At 67.7% G+C, this 24,077-nt stretch carries 22 protein-coding genes; 16 read left to right on the top strand and 6 right to left on the bottom strand.

Annotated elements, in window-relative coordinates; translation table 11 throughout:
• Position 1 precedes the first annotated feature (1 nt).
• The 11 genes from NV1_RS36740 (at position 2) to NV1_RS36690 (ending at position 10,032) form a co-directional block, all read left to right on the top strand.
• Positions 2-1,069: an MCE family protein gene (locus tag NV1_RS36740; protein ID WP_067902589.1), complete on the top strand. Its 1,068-nt coding sequence runs from the start codon at positions 2-4 to the stop codon at positions 1,067-1,069.
• Positions 1,066-2,187, top strand: coding sequence for an MCE family protein (locus NV1_RS36735; protein WP_084526378.1), 1,122 nt, complete (start codon positions 1,066-1,068; stop codon positions 2,185-2,187). The genes NV1_RS36740 and NV1_RS36735 overlap by 4 nt, the downstream gene beginning before the upstream one ends.
• Positions 2,187-3,302 carry an MCE family protein gene (locus NV1_RS36730; protein WP_067902515.1) on the top strand — a complete coding sequence of 372 codons (1,116 nt, stop codon included), beginning with the start codon at positions 2,187-2,189 and terminating at the stop codon, positions 3,300-3,302. The genes NV1_RS36735 and NV1_RS36730 overlap by 1 nt, the downstream gene beginning before the upstream one ends.
• Before the next feature lie 41 nt (positions 3,303-3,343).
• A complete protein-coding gene (locus tag NV1_RS36725; protein ID WP_067902583.1) occupies positions 3,344-4,585 on the top strand; it encodes an MlaD family protein in 1,242 nt (413 codons plus the stop codon).
• Positions 4,586-4,616: 31 nt separating this feature from the next.
• Entirely contained in the window at positions 4,617-5,273 is a 657-nt protein-coding gene (locus tag NV1_RS36720) for an Rv1363c family protein (protein WP_067902513.1), read from the top strand.
• Entirely contained in the window at positions 5,273-6,103 is an 831-nt protein-coding gene (locus NV1_RS36715) for an MlaE family ABC transporter permease (RefSeq protein WP_067902511.1), read from the top strand. The genes NV1_RS36720 and NV1_RS36715 overlap by 1 nt, the downstream gene beginning before the upstream one ends.
• Before the next feature lie 2 nt (positions 6,104-6,105).
• A complete protein-coding gene (locus tag NV1_RS36710) occupies positions 6,106-6,960 on the top strand; it encodes an ABC transporter permease (RefSeq protein WP_067902510.1) in 855 nt (284 codons plus the stop codon).
• A gap of 89 nt (positions 6,961-7,049) precedes the next feature.
• Positions 7,050-7,667, top strand: coding sequence for a class I SAM-dependent methyltransferase (locus tag NV1_RS36705; RefSeq protein WP_067902507.1), 618 nt, complete (start codon positions 7,050-7,052; stop codon positions 7,665-7,667).
• An 87-nt stretch (positions 7,668-7,754) separates the two neighbouring features.
• The gene (locus NV1_RS36700) at positions 7,755-8,300 is read left to right on the top strand and encodes an alpha/beta fold hydrolase (RefSeq protein WP_067902504.1); all 546 of its coding nucleotides are present in this window, start codon (positions 7,755-7,757) and stop codon (positions 8,298-8,300) included.
• A 90-nt stretch (positions 8,301-8,390) separates the two neighbouring features.
• Positions 8,391-8,837: a Zn-ribbon domain-containing OB-fold protein gene (locus NV1_RS36695; protein WP_444543732.1), complete on the top strand. Its 447-nt coding sequence runs from the start codon at positions 8,391-8,393 to the stop codon at positions 8,835-8,837.
• Positions 8,830-10,032 carry a lipid-transfer protein gene (locus tag NV1_RS36690; protein ID WP_067902501.1) on the top strand — a complete coding sequence of 401 codons (1,203 nt, stop codon included), beginning with the start codon at positions 8,830-8,832 and terminating at the stop codon, positions 10,030-10,032. Before NV1_RS36695 ends, NV1_RS36690 begins: the two co-directional genes overlap by 8 nt.
• A gap of 67 nt (positions 10,033-10,099) precedes the next feature.
• Here NV1_RS36690 and NV1_RS36685 read toward each other — a convergent pair whose 3' ends face one another.
• The 6 genes from NV1_RS36685 to NV1_RS36660 form a co-directional block, all read right to left on the bottom strand.
• Entirely contained in the window at positions 10,100-11,389 is a 1,290-nt protein-coding gene (locus tag NV1_RS36685) for an MFS transporter (protein WP_067902580.1), read from the bottom strand.
• A 133-nt stretch (positions 11,390-11,522) separates the two neighbouring features.
• A complete protein-coding gene (locus NV1_RS36680; protein WP_067902498.1) occupies positions 11,523-12,935 on the bottom strand; it encodes an MmgE/PrpD family protein in 1,413 nt (470 codons plus the stop codon).
• Positions 12,932-13,756: a cyclase family protein gene (locus tag NV1_RS36675; protein ID WP_067902495.1), complete on the bottom strand. Its 825-nt coding sequence runs from the start codon at positions 13,754-13,756 to the stop codon at positions 12,932-12,934. Before NV1_RS36675 ends, NV1_RS36680 begins: the two co-directional genes overlap by 4 nt.
• A complete protein-coding gene (locus tag NV1_RS36670) occupies positions 13,753-14,586 on the bottom strand; it encodes an HpcH/HpaI aldolase/citrate lyase family protein (protein ID WP_067902493.1) in 834 nt (277 codons plus the stop codon). Before NV1_RS36670 ends, NV1_RS36675 begins: the two co-directional genes overlap by 4 nt.
• Positions 14,583-15,770 carry a CaiB/BaiF CoA transferase family protein gene (locus NV1_RS36665; RefSeq protein ID WP_067902490.1) on the bottom strand — a complete coding sequence of 396 codons (1,188 nt, stop codon included), beginning with the start codon at positions 15,768-15,770 and terminating at the stop codon, positions 14,583-14,585. The genes NV1_RS36670 and NV1_RS36665 overlap by 4 nt, the downstream gene beginning before the upstream one ends.
• Positions 15,771-15,796: 26 nt before the next feature.
• Complete coding sequence (locus NV1_RS36660; RefSeq protein WP_067902484.1) at positions 15,797-16,564, bottom strand: IclR family transcriptional regulator; 768 nt, start codon at positions 16,562-16,564, stop codon at positions 15,797-15,799.
• 212 nt (positions 16,565-16,776) lie between these two features.
• Here NV1_RS36660 and NV1_RS36655 point away from each other — a divergent pair, with 212 nt between their 5' ends.
• From NV1_RS36655 to NV1_RS36635, 5 genes are all read left to right on the top strand, one after another.
• Complete coding sequence (locus tag NV1_RS36655; protein ID WP_084526374.1) at positions 16,777-18,135, top strand: MmgE/PrpD family protein; 1,359 nt, start codon at positions 16,777-16,779, stop codon at positions 18,133-18,135.
• Positions 18,136-18,161: 26 nt separating this feature from the next.
• Positions 18,162-18,770, top strand: a complete 609-nt coding sequence (locus tag NV1_RS36650) for a hypothetical protein (protein WP_067902477.1) — start codon at positions 18,162-18,164, stop codon at positions 18,768-18,770.
• A gap of 214 nt (positions 18,771-18,984) precedes the next feature.
• Positions 18,985-20,355 carry an FAD-dependent oxidoreductase gene (locus NV1_RS36645; protein WP_067902474.1) on the top strand — a complete coding sequence of 457 codons (1,371 nt, stop codon included), beginning with the start codon at positions 18,985-18,987 and terminating at the stop codon, positions 20,353-20,355.
• 3 nt (positions 20,356-20,358) lie between these two features.
• Positions 20,359-21,825: a dihydroorotase gene (locus NV1_RS36640; protein ID WP_067902471.1), complete on the top strand. Its 1,467-nt coding sequence runs from the start codon at positions 20,359-20,361 to the stop codon at positions 21,823-21,825.
• A gap of 533 nt (positions 21,826-22,358) precedes the next feature.
• On the top strand, positions 22,359-24,008 hold the full coding sequence (locus NV1_RS36635) for a fucose isomerase (protein WP_067902468.1): 1,650 nt from the start codon (positions 22,359-22,361) through the stop codon (positions 24,006-24,008).
• Positions 24,009-24,077 lie beyond the last annotated feature (69 nt).

The following is a 24,077-nucleotide window of genomic DNA, read 5'->3' as shown; positions in this document are numbered from 1 at the left end:
GATGCGACGACAGCTCGACAGCTTGCGTAAGAGGTTGCCGCATAACGTAATCCGTTGGCGGCCGAAACCGCTCGAAGAGTACAGCCGAGTATCGCTCGGTCTGCTCGCGATCGGTGGGCTGGCGGTAGCGATCGTAATCGCCCTGACGGTCGATTCGATGAACTTCGGGGACAAGGATGTGGAAGTCGATTTCGCGCAGGCGGCCCAGCTCGGCGCGGGGGATCGGGTGACCGTTGCCGGGGTGCCGGTCGGGCATGTCGGTACCATCCGCCTGACCGAGGGGCATGTGGCGGTGACGTTGAGTGTGCATCGCTCGGTGCGCCTCGGAGCCGGTACCACGGCCGCGATCAAACTCACCACTCTGCTGGGCAACCGATACGTCGAGCTCGACCCGGCAGGTGTCGGTGGTTCGAATCGAATTCCCTTGCAGCACAGCAGTGTGCCCTATGATCTGGAGTCCGCGCTCGCCGACGCCACGACGACCTTCGGTCAGGTGGACGCCGATCAGGTGGCCAAGGCGCTGACGGATCTGTCCGGCCGGTTGGACGGTCTGCCCGAACTGGTTCCGTCGGTGATGCAGAACGTTCGAGCCCTGTCCGCGGTCATCGCCGAACGCCGCGGGCAGATCGGCGCGCTGCTGGCCTCCACCAGCAAGTTGACCGGCGTGATCAACAGTCAGCAGACCGATCTGGGCGCCCTGTTCGATCAGGGCGGGGATCTGCTGCGCGAACTCCTGAGCCGCAAACAGGCCATCGAATCCATGGTCGCCGCCACGACGACGCTCGTGGACCGGCTCACTCCGGCGGTGGTGCGGGATCAACCCGAAATTCGTTCGCTGCTGGCGAATTTGCGGGAGATCACGGCCATGCTGAGCCGCCATGACGATCTGCTGCGCAATATCCTGCAGGTCCTGCCGGTTCCCTGGCAGTCCTGGGCGAACCTGACCGGCACCGGGCCGGAGCTGGACGCGACCGCCTCCTCCGGGGCGTTCGTCGACTCGTTCATGTGCGCGCTCGTGGGCCGCGCACCGCAGGCGCGCATCTCACCGTATTCGCAGGAGTGCCGATGAGCGTCGTGCGGGTCGCGGGTGCGCCGCGCTGGGTGAAGGTCGCCGCCGTCCTCGCGGTCGCCGTGATCGCCGCTGTGGCGAGCGTCCCGCTGAGCCAGTTGGGAAGCGGAACCATCACGGTGACAGCACAATTCGCCGATGGTGCCGGTTTGTACACCGGAAATCCGGTGGAGGTGCTGGGCATCCGGATCGGCAAGATCGACAGCATCACGCAGCGAGGCGATTTCGTCGAGGTCCGGATGAGCGTGGACCGGGCGATCCGGATCCCGGCGGACGCGAAGGCGGTGACGGTGCCGGATTCGGTGTTGACCGATCGGCATATCGAATTCACCCCCGCCTATCGCTCGGGTCCGGCGCTGGGCGACCGAACCGTGCTGTCCCTCGACCGGACTCGCACGCCGGTCGAATTCGACAGCCTGTTGTCCACCGCGGACAGGTTGTCCCGCGCACTCGGGGGTGACGGCAAAGGCAATGGGCCCCTGGCGAATATGGTCGATCTCGGCGCAGCGGTAACAACGCACCGCGGCGGTGACATCAAGGCCGCCCTGGAGGAATTGTCCCGTGCGCTGCGCATGGGAGACGACGGCGGCGCCGCGACGAAGAACGCCATCACCGAGATCGTCAGCGATCTCGACGCGCTCACGACCACCGCCGCGAACAACGACCAGAAGGTCCGCGCATTCGCCGCAGCCGTGCACCAGATGAGCGATATGCTCGCCGATCTCGACCTCGGGGCCGCTGACACCGGTGCGAAGTTCGACCAGATCCTCACGCAGACAGCGGATCTCATGCAGGCCGAGCGCGGCACGCTGTCCGGAACCGCCTCCGATGCGAACGTGTTGCTGCGGAGCCTCGCGGACTATCAGCGCAGCATCGGCCAATTCCTGGACCTGTTCCCGCTCGTCACCGACAACGCGTACAACGCGATCGATCAGCAGGCCGGCGCCGGACGCGTGCACGTGAACGTCGACAAGATCGCGCTCGACGGCCAGATGGTGAAACAGGTGTGCAATCTGCTGCAGTTGAAGCGGTTGGGATGTGCCACCGGGAAGGCGTCCGATATGGGACCGGATTTCGGGGTGACGGCGATGCTGGCCGGAATTGCGGGCGTCCGGTGATGACGGCGAAGGGTACCTGGAAACTGCGCGGCGGCCTGCGGGCGGCCGCCGTGGCTGGTGTGCTCCTGGCGACCGGGTGTTCGGCCGGACTGGATTCGCTGCCGCTACCAGCGCCGTCGGTCGGCGCGCAGACTTATCTGATCACCGCCGAATTCGCCGATGCGCTGAATCTTCCGACCAAGGCGAAAGTGAAATTGCAGGGCGCCGATATCGGCGAGGTCGAGGAAATGCGCGCACGCGATTTCACCGCCGTGGTGTCCCTGCGTATTCGGTCCGGGGTGCGTCTTCCCGTCGGCACCACGGCCGAATTGCGTTCGGCCACACCGATGGGCGATGTGTTCGTGGCATTGACGCCACCCGCTGGCGCGGGATCGGCACTGCTGCACGACGGTTCGGTCATCCCGAAGTCCACGACCTCGGACGCGTCGACGATCGAGGCCGTGCTGAGCCGGGCCGCCCTGCTGGTGAACGGCGGTGCGGTCCGCGATCTGGCCGAGGTCGTCAACGGGCTCGGAGCCGACCTGGACGGTCGCGGAAATCGGTTGGCGGAGTTGATCTCCCAGACCACGATGCTGGTGCGGTCCTTGTCACAGCGATCCGATCAGATCCGGGCCGCGATCCGGGACACGGGATTGCTGACCGATACGATCGCCGCGCAGCAGTCGACGGTGGATGCGGCGGTGGCAGCCGCGGCTCCCGCGGTGCAAGCCGTCGGCGGCAATACCCGGAACATCGTCGACCTGGCGGCCCGGTTGAGCCGCATCGCCGGGGAACTCGAGAAATTCCCATCGGTGAACGGGACCGGAAAGCGCAGTCTCATCACCGATATCGACAACCTGTCGGCCGGATTGAACGCCGCGGCCGGCCAACCGGGCCTGGATCTGAACGTCCTGAACGCGGCGATCGGCATCGTCGGGGGCAAGGTGGCCTCGTCCACCGGCGCGGGCGCCGATGCGGACGTCACCAGGATCGCGGTCGGCGCGGTGCCCGACCCCGGCTTTCCCGGAAATACCGATGCCCGGATTCCGGAGCAGACCGACTGGACGAACTTCGTCGGATCGTTGGCGTACACCTTGCAGCGCTTGCACGATCGGGTGATCGGACCCGGACGATGACCGCCGGGAAGCGGCCGGCGCAGGGGCCGGGGGAGCGGTCGATGGTCGCGCTCGGTGCGATGCTGACGTACCTCTTCCGCCACCGTTCGACCGTCTCGTGGATCGCGCTGGTGGTGACGACGGTGCTGGGGGCGACATACCTCGTTTTCGGCTCGCTGCAGGCCGATCCGTTCCGGTCGACGTACGTGGTCCGCGTTCGGTTCGCCGAATCGGGTGGGCTGCAACCGAATCGAGATGTGACGGTGCGCGGGGTGCGGGTCGGGGAGGTGAAATCGGTGGATATCGCCGATGGTGTCGTGGTGGCCGCGGCCGCGATCGACAGCTCGGTGAGGATACCCGCCGACAGTGCGGTCCGGGTGGCCGCGCTCTCGCCCGCGGGTGAGCAGTACCTGGATTTCGTGCCCCGGACCTCGGCGGGGCCGTATCTGGTCGACGGCGCGACCGTCGGCGTGGACCGGACCTCGGCGCCGGTGACGCTGGCGCAGCTGCTCGGTGATATGAACGGCGCTGTCGTACAACTGGATCCGGCGAAACTCGCCTCGATCGTGCACGAACTGGGCGGGAGTCCGCAGGCCCCGGAGAAGCTGGCCGCCATCATCCAGGGCGGCACCTTCATGATCACGACGCTGGGTTCTGTTCTGCCGCAGACGGTGAGCCTGCTGCGCAACAGCGAGATCGTGCTGTCGACGGTTCGTGATCTGTCCCCGGGCCTGGCCGCCACGGCCGCCGATCTGGACCGGACCGCTGCGGGAGTGGAGCGCATGACCGGGGGATACCGGACCCTTGTCACGCAGAGCCCGCGAGCGCTGCACACCATGGATGAAATCATCGCGGACAACTCACCCACGATGGCGCAGTTGCTCGGCAGTCTGGCCACCGTCGCGCAGATGTCGTATCTGCACGTACCGGCGATGCGGGAGTTCTTCTTCCCGAAGCAGCGCCCCGGCTCGGCGGTGGACGCGCTGGCCGGGGCTTTTCACGACAACGCGGTGTGGGCGCTGGTGAATCTCTACCCCCGCAAACAATGTGACTACAACCTGCCCCGCAAACCCATCACCGCGCCGAATTACCCCGAGCCGTACCTGTACACCTACTGCACGGATCCGGACCCGAGTCTGGTGGTACGCGGCGCGCGCAATGCGCCGCAACCTCCCGGCGACGACACGGCTCATCCACCGCCCGGGGTGAATCCGCTCGCGACCACCGACCCGACACCGCGGGGGCGATGGTCGATCCCCACACCCTACGGCGGTGTGAACGAACCCTACGTTCCGCCCAAATGATGAATCCGACAATGTATTTCAGGAGTCGCTGATGTCGACATCGCAGTTGGAGTCGGCGGCGGAGGTCGCGGAGACGAATCCGGACGAGACCGTCACCGCGAACGACGAATCCGACGGCGGTCACCGCTCGGACGCGGAGCGGGACACCGCGGAAACCGTATCGGAGGCAGGGGCATCCGACGATGTCGGTGGACGCAGCGGTTCCAGACGCCGGATTCTGCGTGCCTGTGCCGCGCTGATCGTCGTCATCGCGCTCGCATCCTCGGTACTCGCCGGGATCCTCGGCTGGAAACTACACCGGCGCGACGAGGTCGACGCGGCGGCCCGGGAGGCGCTGTCCGCCGCGCAGACCTACGCCGTCACGCTCACCAGCATCGATTTCCAACACATCGACGAGGATTACAGCCACGTATCGGCCGGGGCGACCGGCGATTTCAAGAATATGTACGCGCAGTCGAGCAACCAGTTGAAGAAGATGCTGATCGACAACAAGGCGCGCAGCGTGGGAAAGGTCGTGGACGCGAGCGTGCGGAGCGCGTCCGGGGATCAGGTCGTGGTCATGTTGTTCGTCGATCAGGAGATCACCAATGCGGTGAGCCCCGATCCGCGGCTGGATCGGAGCCGCATCGTCATGACGATGCGATCGGTCGGCGGCCGGTGGCTGGCCGCGAAGGTGGAGATGGCCTGATGACGATCACGGCAACGGATATCAGGGGCTGGGGGCGCGGTTACCTGCGGCGGCATCCCATCGCATCGCTCGACACCGTGGGATCCCAATTCGTGCTTGGTATTCGCGCGGTCCAGTACCTGATCTCCGATATCGCGACGGGCCGGTTCGCGTTCCGGGAATTCGTGCAGCAGGCCGCGTTCATGGTGAAGACCTCGTATGTGCCGACCATCGCGGTCGCCCTGCCGATCAGCGCGACGCTGTCCATCCAGTTCGGGCTGATCGCCGGACAGGTCGGTGCGAGCTCGCTGGCGGGTGCGGCGAGCGGCCTGGCGGTCATTCGCCAGGCCGCGCCGGTGGTCACGGCGATGCTGCTGGCCGCGGCGGTGGGGTCGGCCATCTGCGCGGACCTCGGCTCGCGCACGATTCGCGAGGAGATCGACGCCATGACCGTGATGGGAGTGCGGGTGATCCATCGGCTCGTGGTGCCGCGGGTGGCGGCCGGTGTGGTGGTCGCGGTCGGGTTGACCGGGTTGAGCGCCTTCGTCGGATTCATCGCCGGGTATCTGTTCGACGTCTACGTCCAGGGCGGGACGCCGGGAAGCTTCGTGGCCACCTTCTCCTCCTTCGCGACGATCGGGGATATGTACCTGGCAGTGGTGAAGGCCGTCGTGTTCGGGCTCATCGTGACGGTGGTCGCGTGCCAGAAGGGCCTGAGCACCAAAGGCGGGCCGAGTGGTGTGGCGGATTCGGTCAATGCCGCGGTCGTCGCCTCGATCGTGCTGCTCATGGTGGTGAACGTCGGCTTCACCGAGATCTACACACTGCTGTTTCCGCGAGAGGCGCTGTAGCGATGGCGGCACCCTACTATCCGCTCGGGTTCGGCGGTCTGGTGCGGATGAGCACCGCCCCGCTGCGGCTGGTCATGCGGTTCGGGCATATGGGGCGCTTCTTCGTCCGGGCCGTGGTCTCGATTCCGGTGGTCCTGCGGCACTATCGCAACGAGTTCCTGCGCCTGGTGTCGGTGGTGTCCTGGGGAAACGGATCGCTCATCGTGGGCGGCGGGACTGCCGGAATCATCATCGTGCTCGGCGCCAGCGCGGGTGCGCTGGTCGGCATCGAGGGATACAGCGCGTTGAAACTGCTGGGCCTGGGCCCTGCGACCGGGCTGATCTCCGCGACGGCCGCCACCCGTGAGCTGGCTCCGATCATGGCGTCCATCGCCTTCGCCGCGCAGGCCGGATGCCGCTTCACCGCGCAGCTGGGCGCGATGCGTATCTCCGAGGAGATCGACGCGATGGAGACGCTGGCCATCCGATCCATTCCGTACCTGGTCACCACCCGGCTCATGGCCGCGGTGGCGGCGATCGTCCCGCTGTATCTGGTATGCCTGGCGATGAATTTCATCGCCGTCCAGATCGCCATCGGTGTCGCGGGCAGCCGGTCGCCCGGCACCTACGAGCACTACTTCCGGATGGTGCTCAGCGGGACCGACATCCTGTACTCGCTGTCGAAAGCCGTTGTGTTCGTGGTGATCACCACGACGATCCAGTGCTATTACGGGTACTACTCCACCGGCGGCCCGGAAGGAGTCGGCGTGGCAGCGGGTCGCGCGATGCGGGCCAGTATCACGGTGATGATCTGCGTGAATCTACTTCTCACGCTGGCGCTTTGGGGATTCGACTCCGGTGCGCGGCTCAGTGGTTAGACAGCGGTGAATGCCGGCTCGAGGCGATCGCGCACAATCTTGTATACCCGCACGATTCGCCGACGGGTCGATTGTGGAAGGAGCAGCCGATGGGTTCGCGCGTATTGAGTCAGTGGGAGGAGATCACCGCTGCCGATCCGACGCATTCGGTGCGGTATGCCGAGCGATTCCGGACGCTCGCTGCCGAGGGCAAGGACATCTTCGGCGAGGCACGCCTGATCGATGCGATGCTGAGCCGGGGTTCGCGGGTGCTCGATGCCGGATGCGGCGCCGGGCGACTGGGCGGATATCTGCATCGGGCCGGACACGAGGTGGTGGGCGTCGATGTCGACCCCGTGCTGATCGAGGCGGCCGAACTGGACTTCCCGGGCCCCCGCTGGCTGGTCGGCGACCTGGCCGAGCTGGATCTGCCCGCCCAGGGCATTGCCGAACAGTTCGACGCGGTGCTGTGCGCGGGCAATGTGATGGGCTTCGTGGCCGTCTCCACCCGACGCGACGTCCTGGCCGGATTCGCCCGCCACACCGCTCCGGACGGACGCGTGGTCATCGGATTCGGCAGCGGCCGCGGCTACGACTTCGACGATTTCCTCGCCGACGCCGAATCGGTCGGCCTGCACCCCGACGTCCTGCTGTCCACGTGGGACCTGCGCCCGTTCACCCCGGCATCCGATTTCCTGGTGGCGGTGTTCTCCCGAACGGCCGGATGATCACCGCGGGCATCGGCGACTCCTGGCGATCACGGCACAGCCTGCCGGCTATATGGTCAGTGGAGTAGGTCTGCGACGGAGGAGACGATGGCGGTGACGGCGGAGTCGGTTGTCGCGGTTCCGGAATGGTTCACCGGAGCTCTCGCGGAGTTGCCGGAACATCGCGAGGTCGAGGTCGCCGGGCGTGCGATTCATCTGCGCTGCTGGGGACGAGCCGGAACAGCCGGTGTGGTTCTGGTGCATGGCGGGTCGGCGCATTCGGGCTGGTGGGATCACATCGCTCCGCTGCTCGGCACGACCCGTCGTGTGGTGGCCGTGGACTTGTCCGGCCACGGCGACAGCGCCACACGATCCCGATACCCGATCGAGGGCTGGGCCGACGAGGTGATGACGGCGGCGGATGCCGGGGGGACACCGGTGTTGTACATCCGTTGTGAGCGCGGGTTGGTGAGCCGGGAGAGGGCATCGGAGATAGCCGGGCTGTTCGATCGCCGTGCGACGGTCGTCGAATTGGCCGAGGCAGGCCATCATCCGATGCTGGATCAGCCCCTTCCGCTCGTCGCAACTGTGCGCACGGTCCTGGCTCAGTGGGATTCCATGAGGCCGAGCGCCCTCATTCGGAACCCGCAATAGCGTGGGTCTCGCGCTTCGGCAGGGGCCGCGGCGGATCGCGGGAGCGGGAGGGGCTCGCCAAAGTAGAACGTGTTCCTATAACGTCGGGGTGTGCAGAAAGAACAACGCCCTGCGGTGGCAGATTGGTTCACTGCGGACGACGGTGTGGTGCGTCTCGTGGGAAGTCGGTGCGGGGTGTGTGGCACGCCGTACTTCCCGCGGAACACGCTGGCTTGCCGCAATCCGCAGTGTGCAAGTCCGAAGGACGGCTCCGAGCTGGCCGAATACCTGTTCTCCACGCGCGGCCGGATCTGGTCGTACGCCGATGCGCGGTACAAGCCGCCCGCGCCGTACGTCTCGCCCGACCCGTTCGAGCCCTACGTCGTCGCGGCGGTGGAACTCGAGGTCGAGCAGATGGTGATCCTCGGGCAGGTGGTGCGCGGACTGACCGTGGACGATCTGGCCGTCGGCATGCCGGTCGAGTTGACCCTCGGCGTGCTGTACGAGGACGAGGAAGCCGAGCACACGGTGTGGATGTGGAGGCCCGTCGATGCCTGATACGAATGATCGCGATATCGCCGTTCTCGGTGCGGGTATGCACCAGTGGGGTAAATGGGGTCGCAATTTTGTCGAATACGGGCTGGTCGCGGCGCGTGCGGCACTGGCGGACGCCGGAGTCGACCACCGCGACGTCGGCTATATCGCGGGCGCTGACACCATCCGCAACGGATATCCCGGTTTCGTCTCCGGGGCGACCTTCGCGCAGGCGCTGGGCTGGTCGGGCGCGCGGATCTCGAGCAGCTACGCTGCCTGCGCGTCGGGTGCGCAGGCCATCGCGAACGCGCGCGCCCAGATCCTGGCCGGACTGACCGATGTGGCGTTGGTGGTAGGCGCGGACGCCGCGCCGAAGGGTTTCTTCCAGCCGGTCGGCGGGGAACGCCGCGACGATCCGGACTGGTTGCGCTTCCACCTGCTCGGGGCCACCAACCCGATCTATTTCGCGCTGTATGCCCGTCGCCGGATGGCGTTGCACGGCGCCACGCTGGACGATTTCGCCGCGGTCAAGGTGAAGAACGCCCGCCACGGCCTGAACAACCCGTATGCCCGCTACCGCAAGGAGGTCTCGGCCGAGGATGTCGCCGCCTCGGCGGTCGTCTCGGATCCGCTGCGGCTGCTGGACATCTGCGCGACCAGTGACGGCGGTGCGGCGCTGGTGCTGACCTCGATGGAGTACGCGCGCCGGCGTGGCATCAGTGATCCGGTCCGCATCCGCGGCCTGTCCACGGTCACGCCGACGTTCCCGAAAACCGTTCTGGACCTACCCGATTTCGCGACCGATTCGGCCGTGGCCTTCGACGCGCCGCCGCGTGCGTTCCGCTCGGTGCTCGCGGACGCCGCGTACGAGGAGGCCGGTCTCGGGCCCGCCGACCTGTCCTTCGCGGAGGTCTACGACCTGTCCACGGCCCTGGAGCTCGATTGGTACGAGGATATCGGGCTGTGCGAGGTCGGCGGTGCCGAAGAGTTGTTGCGCAGTGGTGCAACGACTTTGGGTGGCCGGGTGCCGGTGAACCCCAGCGGTGGGCTGGCCAGCTTCGGTGAGGCGATTCCGGCGCAGGCGATCGCGCAGATCTGCGAGCTCACCTGGCAGTTGCGCGGTCAGGCCGATGGGCGTCAGGTGGAGAATGCTCGGGCGGGCATCGCGGTGAACCAGGGCCTGTTCGGCCACGGTTCGGCGATCATCGCCACGCGCTGAATCGCGCTCGACCCGAAAACCCGGGCACTGCCCGGGTTTTCGGGATATCACCCGGAGTCGACCGCGATCACGAGATGGTGGTGGCCCCTACTCCGGTCGCCTCGGGCTCGCGCACCGGTTCCCGGGTGCCGAACAGCATCAGCCCCGCGCCGAGCAGCGCCAGCACCACCATGACCACGAATCCGCTGGCGAACGTTCCGGTGCTCTGCACGATGAAGCCCATCACCAGCGGGGCGACCACACCGGACAGGGCGAAGCACGCGTCGGCGAATCCGGCGGCGCTGCCGGGCTGACTCGGTTCGGCGTCGATCGCGGCCACCCACCAGATACCGCCGGTGACGAAGCCGCAGCCGACACCGATCGAGATGAACACCACGGCCGTCACGAGCGAGGGCGCGGTCACGATCGGGATCAGCGCGGCGCCGGCCAGCAGCAGCGCGATACCCATGATGGTGAACCGGCTGCGGATCCGTCCGGTGCGGGCGTACACCTTGTCGACCAGCACACCGCCGATGAGCGCGCCGACCACACCCGCGGCCCAGGGCGCGACGGTGAACGCGCCGACCTGCTTGACGCTCAGATGGTACGAGGTGGACAGGTATTCCGGCAGCCAGTACATGAACCCCCAGAAGATGTAACCCCAGGCGAAGTAGCCGATCCCGACGATCCACAGATTGCGATTGGCGAAGATCCGCCGCCAGTTCACCTTCTCCTGATGTTCGGAGGTCTCCTCGGCCAGCTGCCCGGACTCGATGTGCGTGCGTTCGGCCTCGGAGACCCGCGGGCATGCGGCCGGGGTGTTGTACAGCAGGCCGATCGCGACCAGAGCCCAGAGCACGCCGAGCACGGCCAGCACCCAGAACATCCCACGCCACCCCAGGCTCGCGATGAGCTGGGTGACGATGGGCCCGCCGATCAGCAGGCTCCCCGACACCGCGACGCCGCCGATCAGCGCCAGGGCGAAACCGCGTTCCACACTCGGCAGCCAGCGGCTGATCACCCGGGTGGCCGCGGGGAATCCGGGCGCCTCGCCCGCACCGAGCACGATGCGGATCAGCAGCAGACCGGTGAAACCACCGGAGATCGGGGTGATCGCGGTGGCGACCGACCAGAAAACCATGCCCACCAACAGAATTCGGCGTGGACCGAATCTGTCGACCAGTGGGCCGGCGAGGAATGCGAACACCATGTACCCGATGGAGAACGCGGAACTGATGACGCCGTAATCGGCGGAGTCGATGCCGAATTCGGCCTCGAGGGGTTTCACCGCATACGAAACCGCACTGCGGTCGATGTAATTGATGATGACGAGGACGACGATCATCGCGACCGTGGCCCAGCGGAAATGTTGACGCATGGTGGTTACCTCATTGTCCACCGTTCCGCTTGGCGGAACATATTGAATAAAAGGTGCTGAAACTATGCGTGATGAATTGTTTCGGCACAGCGTTTTCGCGTAACTTACCGATGAATTCGGGAAATTGCGCCGATTATGTTCCGCTGATAGGAACGTTCTGCAGAATATCGCCCACCGCGCCGCCCGCGGGCAGCCGCCAGACCGCCTCGGCGAGCCGCTCGGCCGTCTTCGCCGCAACCGCCCGCGCCGCGTTCGAGGTGAATTTGAGCGTGAGCTCCTCGGCCGACAGCGGATTCGCCGGGCCGCCCCGATTCTGCGAAATCCGTTCCGTGCGAGTGGTTCCGTCGTCCAGGCGGACGGTGAGCACGGCGGGGAACTGGCGCGGGAAGATCCGGGTGCATTCCGCGTCGGCGATGACGTTCACTTTGTCCGCGATCGCCAGTCGTGCGGGGTCTCGCGCGGCGGTGTCGGTGAAATCCTCGTGGAATACGCCGAGTCCGCCGCCGCCGAGCAGAGCCGCGGCGACGGTGTACGGACCGCTGAACGCCCCGTGGTAACCCGAACGCGGCCGCCGTTTCTCCTCGATCGGCTCGCCGATGGTGCGCAGAACCGGTTCCGGCACACCGAGAGTCAGCTCGGTGATGCGGGCCGGATCGATACCCGCGCGGCGCAGCCGCAGCGCGGCGTCCACACCCGCGTGGGTGAAGTGGTTGCAGGGATAGGGTTTGAAGAAGATTCCGGGAGTTTCCCAGTGCTCGCCGAGGCCGCGGGTGACCTGGTCGATATCGAACCGGTCGCCGCAGAACGCCCGCAGGAATCCGAACCGTCCCTCCAGCACCGTGGGCGGCCCGGTGAGCCCGTGCCGCGCCATCTGCGCCGCGACCACACCGGCGTGCGCGGCCCATCCGCAGTGCACGCGTTTGACGGTGCCGCCGGTGCGATTCGCTTCGATCACACCCGAACCCATACTGCAGGCGATACCGATGGCCGAGGTCAGTTGCTCCGCGTCGAGGCCGAGCAGCATGCCCGCGGCGACCGCGGCCCCGACCGCCCCGCAGATCGCGGTGGCGTGCTGGCCGCGATCGAAGAACACCGAATTGGCGTTCTCCTCGTCGTAGCCGGCCATGCCGAGCCGGCAGGTCACCTCGATGCCGACGGTCGCGGCATCGAGGAAGGACGGACCGCTCGCGCCGGTGTGCTCGGCCACCGCGAGCGCGGCCGGAATCACCGCCGAGGACGGGTGCAGTACCGAGGGCAGATGGGTGTCGTCGAAATCCAGGCTGTGCGCGAGGGTTCCGTTGACCAGAGCGGCCGAGGGGGCGGGCAGCCTGCCCTCGATGCCGAGTGCGGTCGCTGCCGGGCGGCCACCCCAGTCGGCGACCACCGCGCGGATGACCTCGGCCGGTTTCTCACCGAGTGCGGCCAGGCAGTTGCCCAGCAGATCCAGGACGCGTCCGGCCAGGTCGGTTCGCAGGTCCTCGGACAGGCCGTCGGTGTGAACTCGGGCAGCCAGTGCGCCGAGTCGCTGTGCCGGAGTGGGTGTCACGCGCCTACCACCGCGACCGGCCGGATCGGGGAGCCGGTGCCGCCGACGATGCGCAGCGGGGCCACCACGAACAGGAATTCGGCCGGCCCTTCGGCGGCGACCTGCTCCAGGTTCAGATGTTCCATGATGTAGATCCCGTTCTCCACCAACAGAACTCGGTGCACAGGCAGTTCCCGGTGCCCGGCCCCGGCGGGAATCTGTTCGTACGCGGTGGTGTCCGCGCCGGTGGCGACGACGCCCCGGGCGGCCAGCCATGACGCGGCACCCACGGTGAGTCCCGGGACGCCCGTGTCGTGGCCCAGATACGTTGTGGCATCGTCGAAATTGCGTGCCCAGCCGGTTCGCACCAGGGCGACGTCACCGGCTTCGGGCCGCACTCCGGAACGCTCGGCCGCGGCGATCAGATCGGCCTCGGTCACCCCGTAACCGGGCTCGAGGATGTCCACCCCCTTGACCGCGGCCACGTCCAGCAGGACGCCGCGGGTGATCATGGGCGGGATCTTCTCGGTGCCGTGCTCGCTGAACTTGCCGCCGCGCTGGGCGGCCTCGGCGTCGATGTCGCCGTGCAGTTTCCCGTTGTGGCTCACATGCGAGAGCGAGTCGATGTGGGTGCCGACGTGACCGCCGGTGATGATCACCTCGTTGCTCGCCGAACCGCCGTCGGGGCGTGTCATATCGCCGTGCCGGCGCGCCAGCGTCATCCGGAAGCCGGGGTGGTTGGGCGAGCACGGCATTCCGGTGAACAGCGGCTGGCCCAGTTCGATCGTGCGTAGGCCTTTCGCGACGGCCTCGAGCAGGGCGCCGGTTACGGCGTCGGTCATGATGTGGTCCCTTCTGTTTCGAAATGCTCGGCGAGGTCGAGCACCCAGCGGCTGCGGGCGATGACGGCCGGGTCGACGAACCGGCCCTGCTCGTCGAGCCAGGCGGCGGAATCCTTGCCGTGCAAGGAGTTCAGGAGTCGTCGGGCGTCGTCGACCTCGGCATGACTCGGGGTGAACACGGCGTTGACCGGTTCGATCTGGCTCGGGTGCACCACCGATCGGCCGAAGAAGCCGCGGTCCCGGGCGGATGCGCTGTCGACGCTCAATCCGTGCAGGTCGGCGACATCGGTCCAGACCGCGTGCGGCGGGCTGGGCAGTCCGGCCGCGCGGTTGGCCGTGATCACCCGCTGGCGCGCCCAGTCCAGCGCCGTGTTGTCGCGTACCCGCAGATCGGCGAGCAGATCGGCCTCACCGAGGGAGACCGAGGCGATCAGCGGATGGCAGGCGGCCAGCCCGAACGCGTTCTCCACGCCCAGCGCGGATTCCACGAGCAGGTGCAGGGGAGTGGCGAGCCAGTCGGCGATACGTGCCGCGGCATCGGGATCGTCGCATTTCGGCACCCGGATTCCGGCGGCGCCGCGCCCGGCGAGTTCCTCGACATCGCTTTCGCCCCAGGGGGTTTGCGGTGAATTGATCCGGATCCACAGCGGTTTGGGCCAGATCCGCGACACGGCGGCGATGGCATTCGCGCGGGCGGCGGCCTTGTCCGGTACGGCGACCGCGTCCTCGAGGTCGTACACCACCGCGTCGGCCGGACCGGCCATCGCCTTGGCGAGCAGTTCGGGGCGGTGCGCCGGGACGTACAGCCAGCTGCGTGCCTTGCCGATCACGCCACACCCTGCTCGCGTAGTTCGGCCAGCCGGTGCTCCTCGATGCCGAAGCGGGCCAGGATCTCCGCGGTGTGCTCGCCGAGTCGCGGTCCGGTGGTACGGATTTCGCCCGGAGTGTCGCTGAGCCGGAACGGGATGTTGGGCATTTTCAGCGGACCCAGTTCCGGATCCTCGATCTTCAGCACACTGCCGAGCGCGGCATACTGCGGATCGGCCATGATGTCCGCCGCGGTGTAGATCGGGGCGACCGCGGCCTGTGCCTGTTCGAAGGCGGCGACCACTTCGTCCCGCCCGCGCGCGGCGATCCACGAACCGACGGCCCCGTCCAGTTCGTCGGAGTGTTCGGCGCGGGTGCGGCCGGCCGCGAACCAGGGCTCCTCGATCAGTTCCGGGCGGCCGACCAGGCGCATCACGCGTTCGGCGATGGACTGCGCGCTGGTGGACACCGCGACCCAGCTGCCGTCGTTGCACTGGTAGGTGTTGCGGGGCGCGTTGTTGGTGGATCGGTTGCCGGTGCGCGGCTGCAACACGCCGAGCTGGTCGTATGCGGTGATCTGCGGGCCCAGCACGGTCAGCAGCGGTTCGATGATCGCCATGTCCAGGATCTGGCCGCGGCCGGTGGCCCGGCGGGCGTGCAGGGCGGTCATGATGCCGAACGCGGTGGTCAGCGCCGCGACGCCGTCGGCGAGGCCGAACGGCGGCAGGGTGGGCGGGCCGTCGGGTTCACCGGTGAGCGCGGCGAATCCGCTCATCGCCTCGGCGAGCGTGCCGAAACCGGGCCGCGCGGAATACGGTCCGGATTGGCCGAATCCGGTGACCCGGGCGAGCACCAGTCCCGGATTATGTTCGGCCAGTGCGTCATAGCCGAGGCCCCACCGTTCGAGCGTGCCCGGCCGGAAGTTCTCGACGATGACGTCCGCATCGGCGGCCAGCTCGCGGAACAGGCGCTGTCCCTCGGCCGAGCCCAGATAGAGGGTGAGCGATTTCTTGTTGCGCCCCAACATCTTCCACCACAGCCCGACCCCGTCCTTACTGGCCCCGTGGGTGCGGGACGGATCGCCGCGCGGATGCTCGACCTTGATCACCTCCGCACCGTGGTCGCCCAGCAGGGTCGCGGCCATCGGCCCGGCGAACAGGGTGGCCACATCGAGCACCTTGATCCCGGCCAGCGCTTGCACAGTCATCTATTTCCCTTCGTACAGCGGCGTTTTCAGCCGCGATGGCCCATTCGGCGGGAGATGCGCTCGGCGGTGTCCAGCACGCGCGGCGCGATCTTCTCCACGAATTCCTCGGTGACCCGGTAGCGCGGCCCGCACACCGAGATCGAGCCGATCACCTCGCCGGTGATGCCGAAAATCGGCGCGGCCACCGAACCGGCGTCGGGCTGACGCTCGCCGCCGGATTGCGCGAAACCGCGTTCGCGCACCTCGTCGAGTTCGGCGGCGAGCGAATCGGGATCGGTCACGGTGCTGGGCGTCAGCGCGGCGAGCGGTCCGGCCAGGGCCCGTCGCCGGGCGTCCTCGGGCAGGAACGCGAGCATGCACTTGCCGGAACTGCCCGCGTGCAGCGGGAAACGACGGCCCAGCTCGACGGTCATCTTGATCTCGTGGGTGCCCTCGACCTGGTCGAGGTAGATGCGGCCGTCGGGGACCAGCGCGGTCAGGGTGGCGGTCTCGCCGGTGTCATCGCGCAACGCCCGGAGCAGATCCAGGGCGCTCGCGCGCAGATCCGAGTCGCGGAACGCGCGGGCCCCCAGGGCGGTGGCGGCGGGGCCGAGCCGGTACTGCCTGCTGTCGGGATCCAGCGCGACCATGCCGCGAGTGGCCAGGGACTGCAGGATGCGGTGCACCACCGCCTTGCTCAGGCCCAGCTCGCGGGCGATCGCGCTGACTCCAAGCCGGGACGGCCCGTCGGTGAACAGCAACAGCACATCGGCGACGCGTGCGGCGGCCTCGGTGCCCGGCGTGGGCTCGGTCATGACTCTCCCGGAAAGTCGTACCGTTCATCGGAACGGCTTTAACGTTGTCGCTTTCCAGCAAAGCATCAGGTGGACCACCCCTGTCAAGTGTGTGTTTCGAATTTTCCAGCTAGTGGTTGACGTTTAGTCGCGCTAAGTGTCAGGATCAAAGGCGTATGCAGTGGTCCGCTGAGCGGTACGACTGAAATTCTGGAAGGCGGTGAAGGTCGCAGATGGCCTGTTCGGTTACCGAATCCGTTACGGTACTGGGAACCTGGGTGTCCGGGCTGCGCTGGAGCGACGTGCCCGAACCCGTGACCGAACGACTGGGCACGGTGCTGTTCGACGTGCTGGCCGCGAATGCGGTGGGTGCGCGCACCGAGGGGCAGCGCGCCCTGCGGGCGGCGTGGCCCGCGCCGCCGGGACACAGCCCGGTCGTCGGCGGCGCCTTGCTGACGGACCCGGTCACCGCGGCCTGGCTCAACGGTCCCGCGACGGTCTGCCTGGAACTGGACGAGGGCAACAAATACGCCAAGGGGCATCCGGCCGCGCACGTGTTCCCGGCCGTTCTCGCACTGGCCGCCGAACTCGATGTCCCCGGACCGGATCTGGCCGCGGCGCTGCTGGCCGGTTACGAGGTGGCCGCGCGATTCGGCCGCGCGACGGCACTGCGCCGTGGCACCCACCCGCACGGGAACTGGGGGGTCGCCGGGGCCGCCGCGGGGTGCGCCCGGCTGCTCGGCCTGGATGCCGAACGCACCGCGGCCGCGATCGACGCCGGTTCCGGACTGCCCGTGGCCGGGCATTTCGCTTCGGCGCTGGACGGCAATCCGGTGCGGGACGCCTGGTTGGGCGCTGCGAACGCATCCGGGATCGCCGCGGCCCGGCTCGCCTTGGCCGGTTCGGCGCGCAATACCGGTACCGCCGCCCGCTCACTCGGCGAATTGCTCGGCAGCTTCATGCCGGAGGCGTTGATCGATCAGCTGGGCGCTCGCTTCGATATCACCGGCAACTATTTCAAGCGGCATTCGTCGTGTTCGTACACCCATCCCGTAGCGGACCTGTTGATCGACGCCCGCGCCGCGCTGTTCGGCACGCAGGCCGAGGTTACTGAAATAGCCGGTGCGACAGTGCGAATCGAGGTGGAGACGCACCTGCTCGCCGCCGGTCTCGACCGCACGACCTGGCACAACCAGTTGTCCGCGATGTTCTCGGTACCCTTCGTCGCGGCTACCGCCCTGCTGTACGGCGAGGTCACGCCCCGCTACACCGCACTGCTCCCGGACGACGCACCAGAGATCGCGAAAGTCGCTGCCGGAGTGCGGATCCGCGAGGCGACCGAACTCACCGCGCAACTCCCGGACAATCGCGCCGCGCGGATTTCGGTGCGCCTCGCGGACGGGCGCACGCATACCGCCGAGGTCGGAAATCCGGTCGGCGACACCGACTTTCAGCCCCTCGATCGCGACCGGCTCGCCGCGTTGTTCACCGGGCTGCTCGACCGAAACGCAGTTCGCACGATCGGCGCGGCAGTGGACGGGATGATCGACGCCCCCGGCGCCCGCGCCCTGCTCGCCCCGCTCGCGGCATGACCGTTCCATCGCACGAAGGAGTTCTGATGCGCCGCATCTTCTCGGTGACGCCGATCCATGTCGACCCGGAGGAACTGAACCGCCGGCGCCGCCGCTACAACGAGCTGGCGCCGGACGGAATTGCCGTGGAACTGGTGGACGCCGGGCTCGACGCACCCCTCCAACTGGCCGGCGACGCCGATCTGCGGGCCTCGGAGCGGGCCGTCGCGGCCGCGTTCGCCACTGCGGAGGGCTACGACTTCCGGATGCCGGACTGCGTGCTGGATCCGGGCGTGCCCGCGGGGGAGCGCGGCATGTTGCAGGTGGTGGTGGAGCGGCTCGTCGCCGACGGACACCGGGTCGCCGCGGTCACCCGCAATCAGGTGATCGCCGACGAGCTGATTCGCAAGGTGCGCGAATATGGTTGTGGCGAAGCATTTCTCGGTGTTTCGGTGCTGGATTTGGATCTGGGCGCGGTCGCCGACGGCGCACGCTGGAACGCCGCGATGCGTGCCGCGCTGGAGGATCTGGCCGGGCAGGGCGCGACAGCGGTGATCAACGGCTGTTCCGCGGTCGAGGTCGAACCTGTCGACGGCGGCCCACTCGTGGTCGATCCGGTCGCCGATGCGCTGCGCCTGCTGGCGGAGTCGGCATGAGCGGTGAATACCGGCAGCGCAGCGTCGCGACACCGGCTCCGCGCCTGTGCTGCAAGGGATCCGGCGTGGGCGGTCCGGGCCGTATGCGGCAGCGACGTGCCGTCATGCGGGGCCGGCGTTTGTGCCGCAAAGGACACGGTCCGAGCGGTGTGCGCCGGTGGCTGCGGCGAAGCGTCAGCACGCAGGCTGCCACACTGGCTGTGCAGGAGACCGCATGAGCGACGTTGATCTGGTGGTGGCAGGCGCGGGCGGCGGGCTCGCGGGGGCACTGCGGGCGGCGCAGTTGGGTGCGCGGGTGCTTGTCGTGGAGCCGAACGAACACTATCTGCGCGGCAACAACACCTCGATGTCCACCGCGATGATTCCGGGTGCGGGTTCGCGCTGGCAGCGCACCGCCGGAATCGAGGACTCCCCGGAGAAGTTCCTCGGCGACATCGCGGCCAAGACGCACGGTGACTTCGCCGAACCCGTCGCCGGGGCGTTGGCCGGTATGAGCGCCGAACTGGTCGAGTGGCTGGCCGATCACGTCGGACTGCCGATCGAACTGCCCACCGATTTCGACTATCCGGGCCACAGCGCGCAGCGAGTGCACTCCATCCCCGGACGGCACGGTTCGCGGCTGCTGCGCCACCTCGCCGACGCGGTGGCGAAGGAGTCGCGGATCGATACGTTGATTCCCGGCCGGGTCGCCGCGGCACGCCGCGCCGAGAACGATCTGGGCGTCACGGTGGCCTATCCGGACGGCCGCGAGGAAGAGATCTCCACCGGCGCACTTCTGTTGGCCACCAACGGTTATGGTGCGAGTCGGGACCTGGTCACCGAACATCTGCCCGAGATCGCCGACGCGGAATACCACGGCAGCGAGTACTCCACCGGAGACGCGCTGCGGATCGGCGCGGACTTCGGTGCCGCGACGTCCTATCTGGACGCGTACCAGGGCCATGCCGGGCTCTCGGCCGAGGCGCGCACCCTGGTCACCTGGACCGTGGTGATGCACGGTGGTTTCGTGATCGCCGCCGACGGCCGCCGATTCGGTGACGAATCCACCGGCTACTCCGAGTACGCCGCGGTGCTCGCCGCGCAGCCCGGCGCATCCGGATGGCTGATCTACGACGAGCGAATCCACCGTGCCACAATGGCTTTCGGAGATTACATCGACGTCGTGAACAGCGGTGCGGTGCGGCACGGCGAGTCGGCCGGGGAACTCGCGGAGACCATCGGCGTTCCCGCGCGAGCCCTGGCCGCCGAACTCGTCGAGGCGTCCGCCGTCGCACGCGGTAGCCGATCGCGAGACCGGTTCGGCCGCAACAGATTCGAACAACCGCTGGCCGAGCCGCTGTATGCGGTGCGAATCGTGCCCGCGCTGTTCCACACCCAGGGCGGCCTCGTGGTCGACGCACACGCGCGTGTGCTGGACGCCGCCGCCCGTCCGATTCCGGGCCTCTACGCCTCCGGCGGCGCGGCCGTCGGCATCTCCGGCCATGGTGCGGCCGGATATCTGGCCGGCAACGGGCTGCTGCCCGCGCTGGGCCTCGCCTACCTCGCGGCCACGCACTCGGTGGCCGAATTTCCCAGCGAAAGGTAAGTCATGACCAACCACGACCTGATCATCCGCAATGTACGCGTGGTCCGTCCCGGGGTGGACGACACCCCGCTCGCGGATATCGCGGTGAGTGACGGGAAGGTCACCGCAGTCGGTCCGGACCTCGACGCCTCGTCGGCCCGCGAGGTCGTGGACGGCCGCGGCAAGCTGGCCTTTCCCGGCGTGGTCGACGCCCACCAGCACTGGGGCATCTACAACCCGCTCGACGAGGACACCCGCACCGAGAGCCGCGCCTGCGCACAGGGCGGGGTCACCACCTCGCTGATCTACATGCGCACCGGGCAGTACTACCTCGATCGCGGTGGGAACTACTCGGAGGTGTTCCCCGAGGTGCTGGCCGCGTCCGAGGGAAAGTCCTTCGTGGACTACGCGTTTCACCTGGCGCCGATGCAGTCCTCGCATATCGCGGAGATCCCGGAGCTGATCACCGAGCACGGCGTGAGTTCGTTCAAGATCTTCATGTTCTACGGCAGCCACGGCCTGCACGGCGCCTCCAACGACCAGAACTCGTTCCTGATGATTCCCGAGGGCGAGCGTTACGACATCGCGCACTTCGAATTCGTCATGCGCGGAGTGCAGGCGGCGCGCGACCGTTTCCCGGAGATCGCGGACTCGATCTCGTTGTCGCTGCACTGTGAGACAGCCGAGATCATGACGGCCTACACGAAGATCGTGGAGCGGGAAGGCAAGCTGTCCGGGCTCGAGGCGTACAGCGCGTCGCGGCCGCCGCATTCCGAAGGACTCGCGGTCACCATCGCCTCCTACCTGGCGCACGAGACCCAGCTGCCGAATATCAACCTGCTGCACCTGTCCTCGGCCAAGGCGCTCGAGGCCGCCATGCTGATGGCGAAAACCTTTCCGCACGTCGACTTCCGGCGCGAGGTCACCATCGGGCACCTGCTCACCGACATCACCACCGCGGACGGTGTCGGCGGCAAGGTCAACCCGCCGCTGCGCCCGCGCGATGACGTCGAGGCGCTGTGGGAGCACCTGCTCGCCGGTGACATCAGCTGGGTGGTCTCCGACCACGCATGCTGCAAGGAGGCCACCAAGTTCGGCGACGACCCGACCGACATCTTCGAGGCCAAGTCCGGATTCGGCGGCGCGGAATACCTCTTGGCCGGTCTCGTCGGCGAGGGCCGCAAGCGCGGTCTGTCGATGCGACAGGTCGCCGAGCTGACCGCATGGAATCCGGCGCAGCGCTACGGCCTGCACACCAAGGGCGACATCGCCCCCGGTTTCGACGCGGACATCGCACTGGTCGACCCGGACCTCTCGTGGACCGTGCGGCCCGAGGATTCCGAATCCACCCAGGAATACAGCCCGTTCCGCGGGCTCGAGGTCGGTGCCACGGTCACCGACACCTTCCTGCGCGGCACGCGAATCTTCGCCGACGGCAAGGTGATCGGCCGGCCCGAGGGCCGTTACGTGCGGCGTCCGGCGACTCGCTGACCTGATCTGCCGAGCCCGGACGTTGCGGGGACGTCCGGGCCGGGGATCGAGATCCGCGGGTGATCTCGTGCTCTGCGGCGATGGGGCCGACATCGGCACGGAGGCCGTTGAGTCGGCGGCAACCTTGATCGGCGGGATTGCTCGCACGGCCAGCCGCATCGGTCGGTCGCGGGGGCGGATGGCAATGTGGTTGGGGTAGTGCGGGAATCCGGAATCGGGTTGGCGAGGTAGCTCGAGCGCTGCCGGCAACCCGGAGTCGGGCGGGCATGCGTCAACGCATGCGGCGCAACAGAATGCGCGACCGGCGCGGCGGCGGAGAATTTCCCCGGCGGCAGGTTCGGCACGCGAACGGTATGCCGGTGGCGAGGGCAGAAGCGGGGTGCCCGGGCGGAGCCGATGACCGCGTGGTGTCGATCTCGGCCAAGTGGTATTGCGGCGGTAAGCGATATCTGGGACTGTGTCTTGTGTCACAGCGACGGTAGTTCTCGGCGTCGGTGTTCGCGTCGGCGTTCTCGATCCGCAGAGGAGTTCGTGTGCGTAGTTCCTACACTTTTCCGGCCGTCGAGACTCCCGCGCCGGCTCCGGCGCGGACGGCGTATCTGATCGCGAGTGGGGATCTGCGGCCGGCGGCGAACGAGATGGGGTGGCCCACGCAGGTCGAGCTGGAACGGATCGTGGGCGGTGCGTTCGCGGAGTTCGGCTGGAATGTGGTGCGCGGCAACGAGATCGATCCGGACACCGGGCACGGGTTCATCAGCAGTCAGCGGATGGGGCTGGATGTGTTCGCCACGATTCCGCCGGATGCGCCGCTGATCGTGGCCGAGGCGGTGTGGCAGTACAGCCACCATGTGCTGGCCGGGCTGCGGACGCACGAGGGACCGATCCTGACGGTGGCGAATTTCGCGGGTAAGTGGCCGGGGCTGGTCGGATTGCTGAATTTGAACGCCGGACTGACCAAGATGGGGAGATCGTATTCGACGATCTGGACGGTGGACGGCACCGACCAGTGGTTCCGCGACGGGATCCGCAGCTGGATCGAGACCGGGACGATCGTGCACGACGCGTCGCACGTGCATCCGCTGCCGGAACTGCCCGAGTGCCCCGAACGCGATCTCGGCGTCGCGCTGGCCCGGCAACTGTTGCGGGACAAGGCCATCATCGGAATCTTCGACGAGGGCTGCATGGGTATGTACAACGCCATCTTCGACGACGAGGTGCTCAACCGGATCGGCATCTACAAGGAGCGCCTGTCACAGAGCGCGCTGTGGGCCGAGATGCTCACCGTGGGCGACGAGGAGGCCGCCGAGATCGGCCGCTGGCTGCTCGACGCGGGGATGACCTTCGTGCTCGGCGCGGACCCGCGAACCGAACTGACTCAGGATCAACTGGACCTGCAGTACAAGATGTACATCGCGGCACTGCGGATCGCCGACGACTTCGGCGTCGACGCCGTCGGAATTCAATATCAGCAGGGCCTGAAGGATCTCGCCCCGGCCTCGGACCTGGTCGAAGGGCTGATGAACAACGTCGAGCGTCCACCGGTGCGCAGTCGTGACGGGCTGCGAGTGTTGTGGCAGGGCCGGGCGATTCCGAATTTCAACGAGGTGGACGAGGGGGTCGCGGTCGACTCGCTGGTGACCAACCGGATCTGGACGGCCATGGGGCTGGACCCGGCCACCACCCTGCACGACATCCGGTGGGGCGAGGAATACGACGGGCAGTTCGTCTGGGTGCTCGAGATCTCCGGCTCGGTGCCGCCGTCGCACTTCGCGAACGGTTACGCGGACGCCGAGGGCTGGCGGCAGGGACACATGTTCTTCCCCGCGGGCGGCGCCACGATCAACGGCATCTCCAAACCGGGCGAAATCGTGTGGTCCCGTGTGTATCTCGCCGAGGGGCAACTCAATGTGGACATCGGGCGCGGAACCGTGGTCGAGCTTCCGCTGGCGGAGAGTCTGCGGCGCAAGAACGCGACCAATCCCGAGTGGCCGATCATGAACGCGGTGCTGCACGGCGTCACCCGGGACCAGTTCATGGCCCGCCACAAGGCGAATCACGCGAACGTGGTCTACGCACCCGACGCCGAAACGGCAGACAAGGCGCTGCTGGCCAAGGCCGCATGCTTCGACGCGCTGGGAGTCACCGTGCACCTCTGCGGCGCAACGGCTTTGACGGCGCGCTGACCCGGCCGGACGGTCCCGGGGAGACAGATTTGCGGGACGCGCGGTTCGCCGGGCGTGCCCCCGCGGAGT

This window comes from Nocardia vaccinii NBRC 15922 (genome assembly GCF_001613305.1).
GTDB classification, from domain to species: Bacteria; Actinomycetota; Actinomycetes; order Mycobacteriales; family Mycobacteriaceae; genus Nocardia; species Nocardia vaccinii.
The sequence above is the reverse complement of the archived record's forward strand: the minus strand, read 5'-3'. Positions and strand labels throughout refer to the sequence as shown.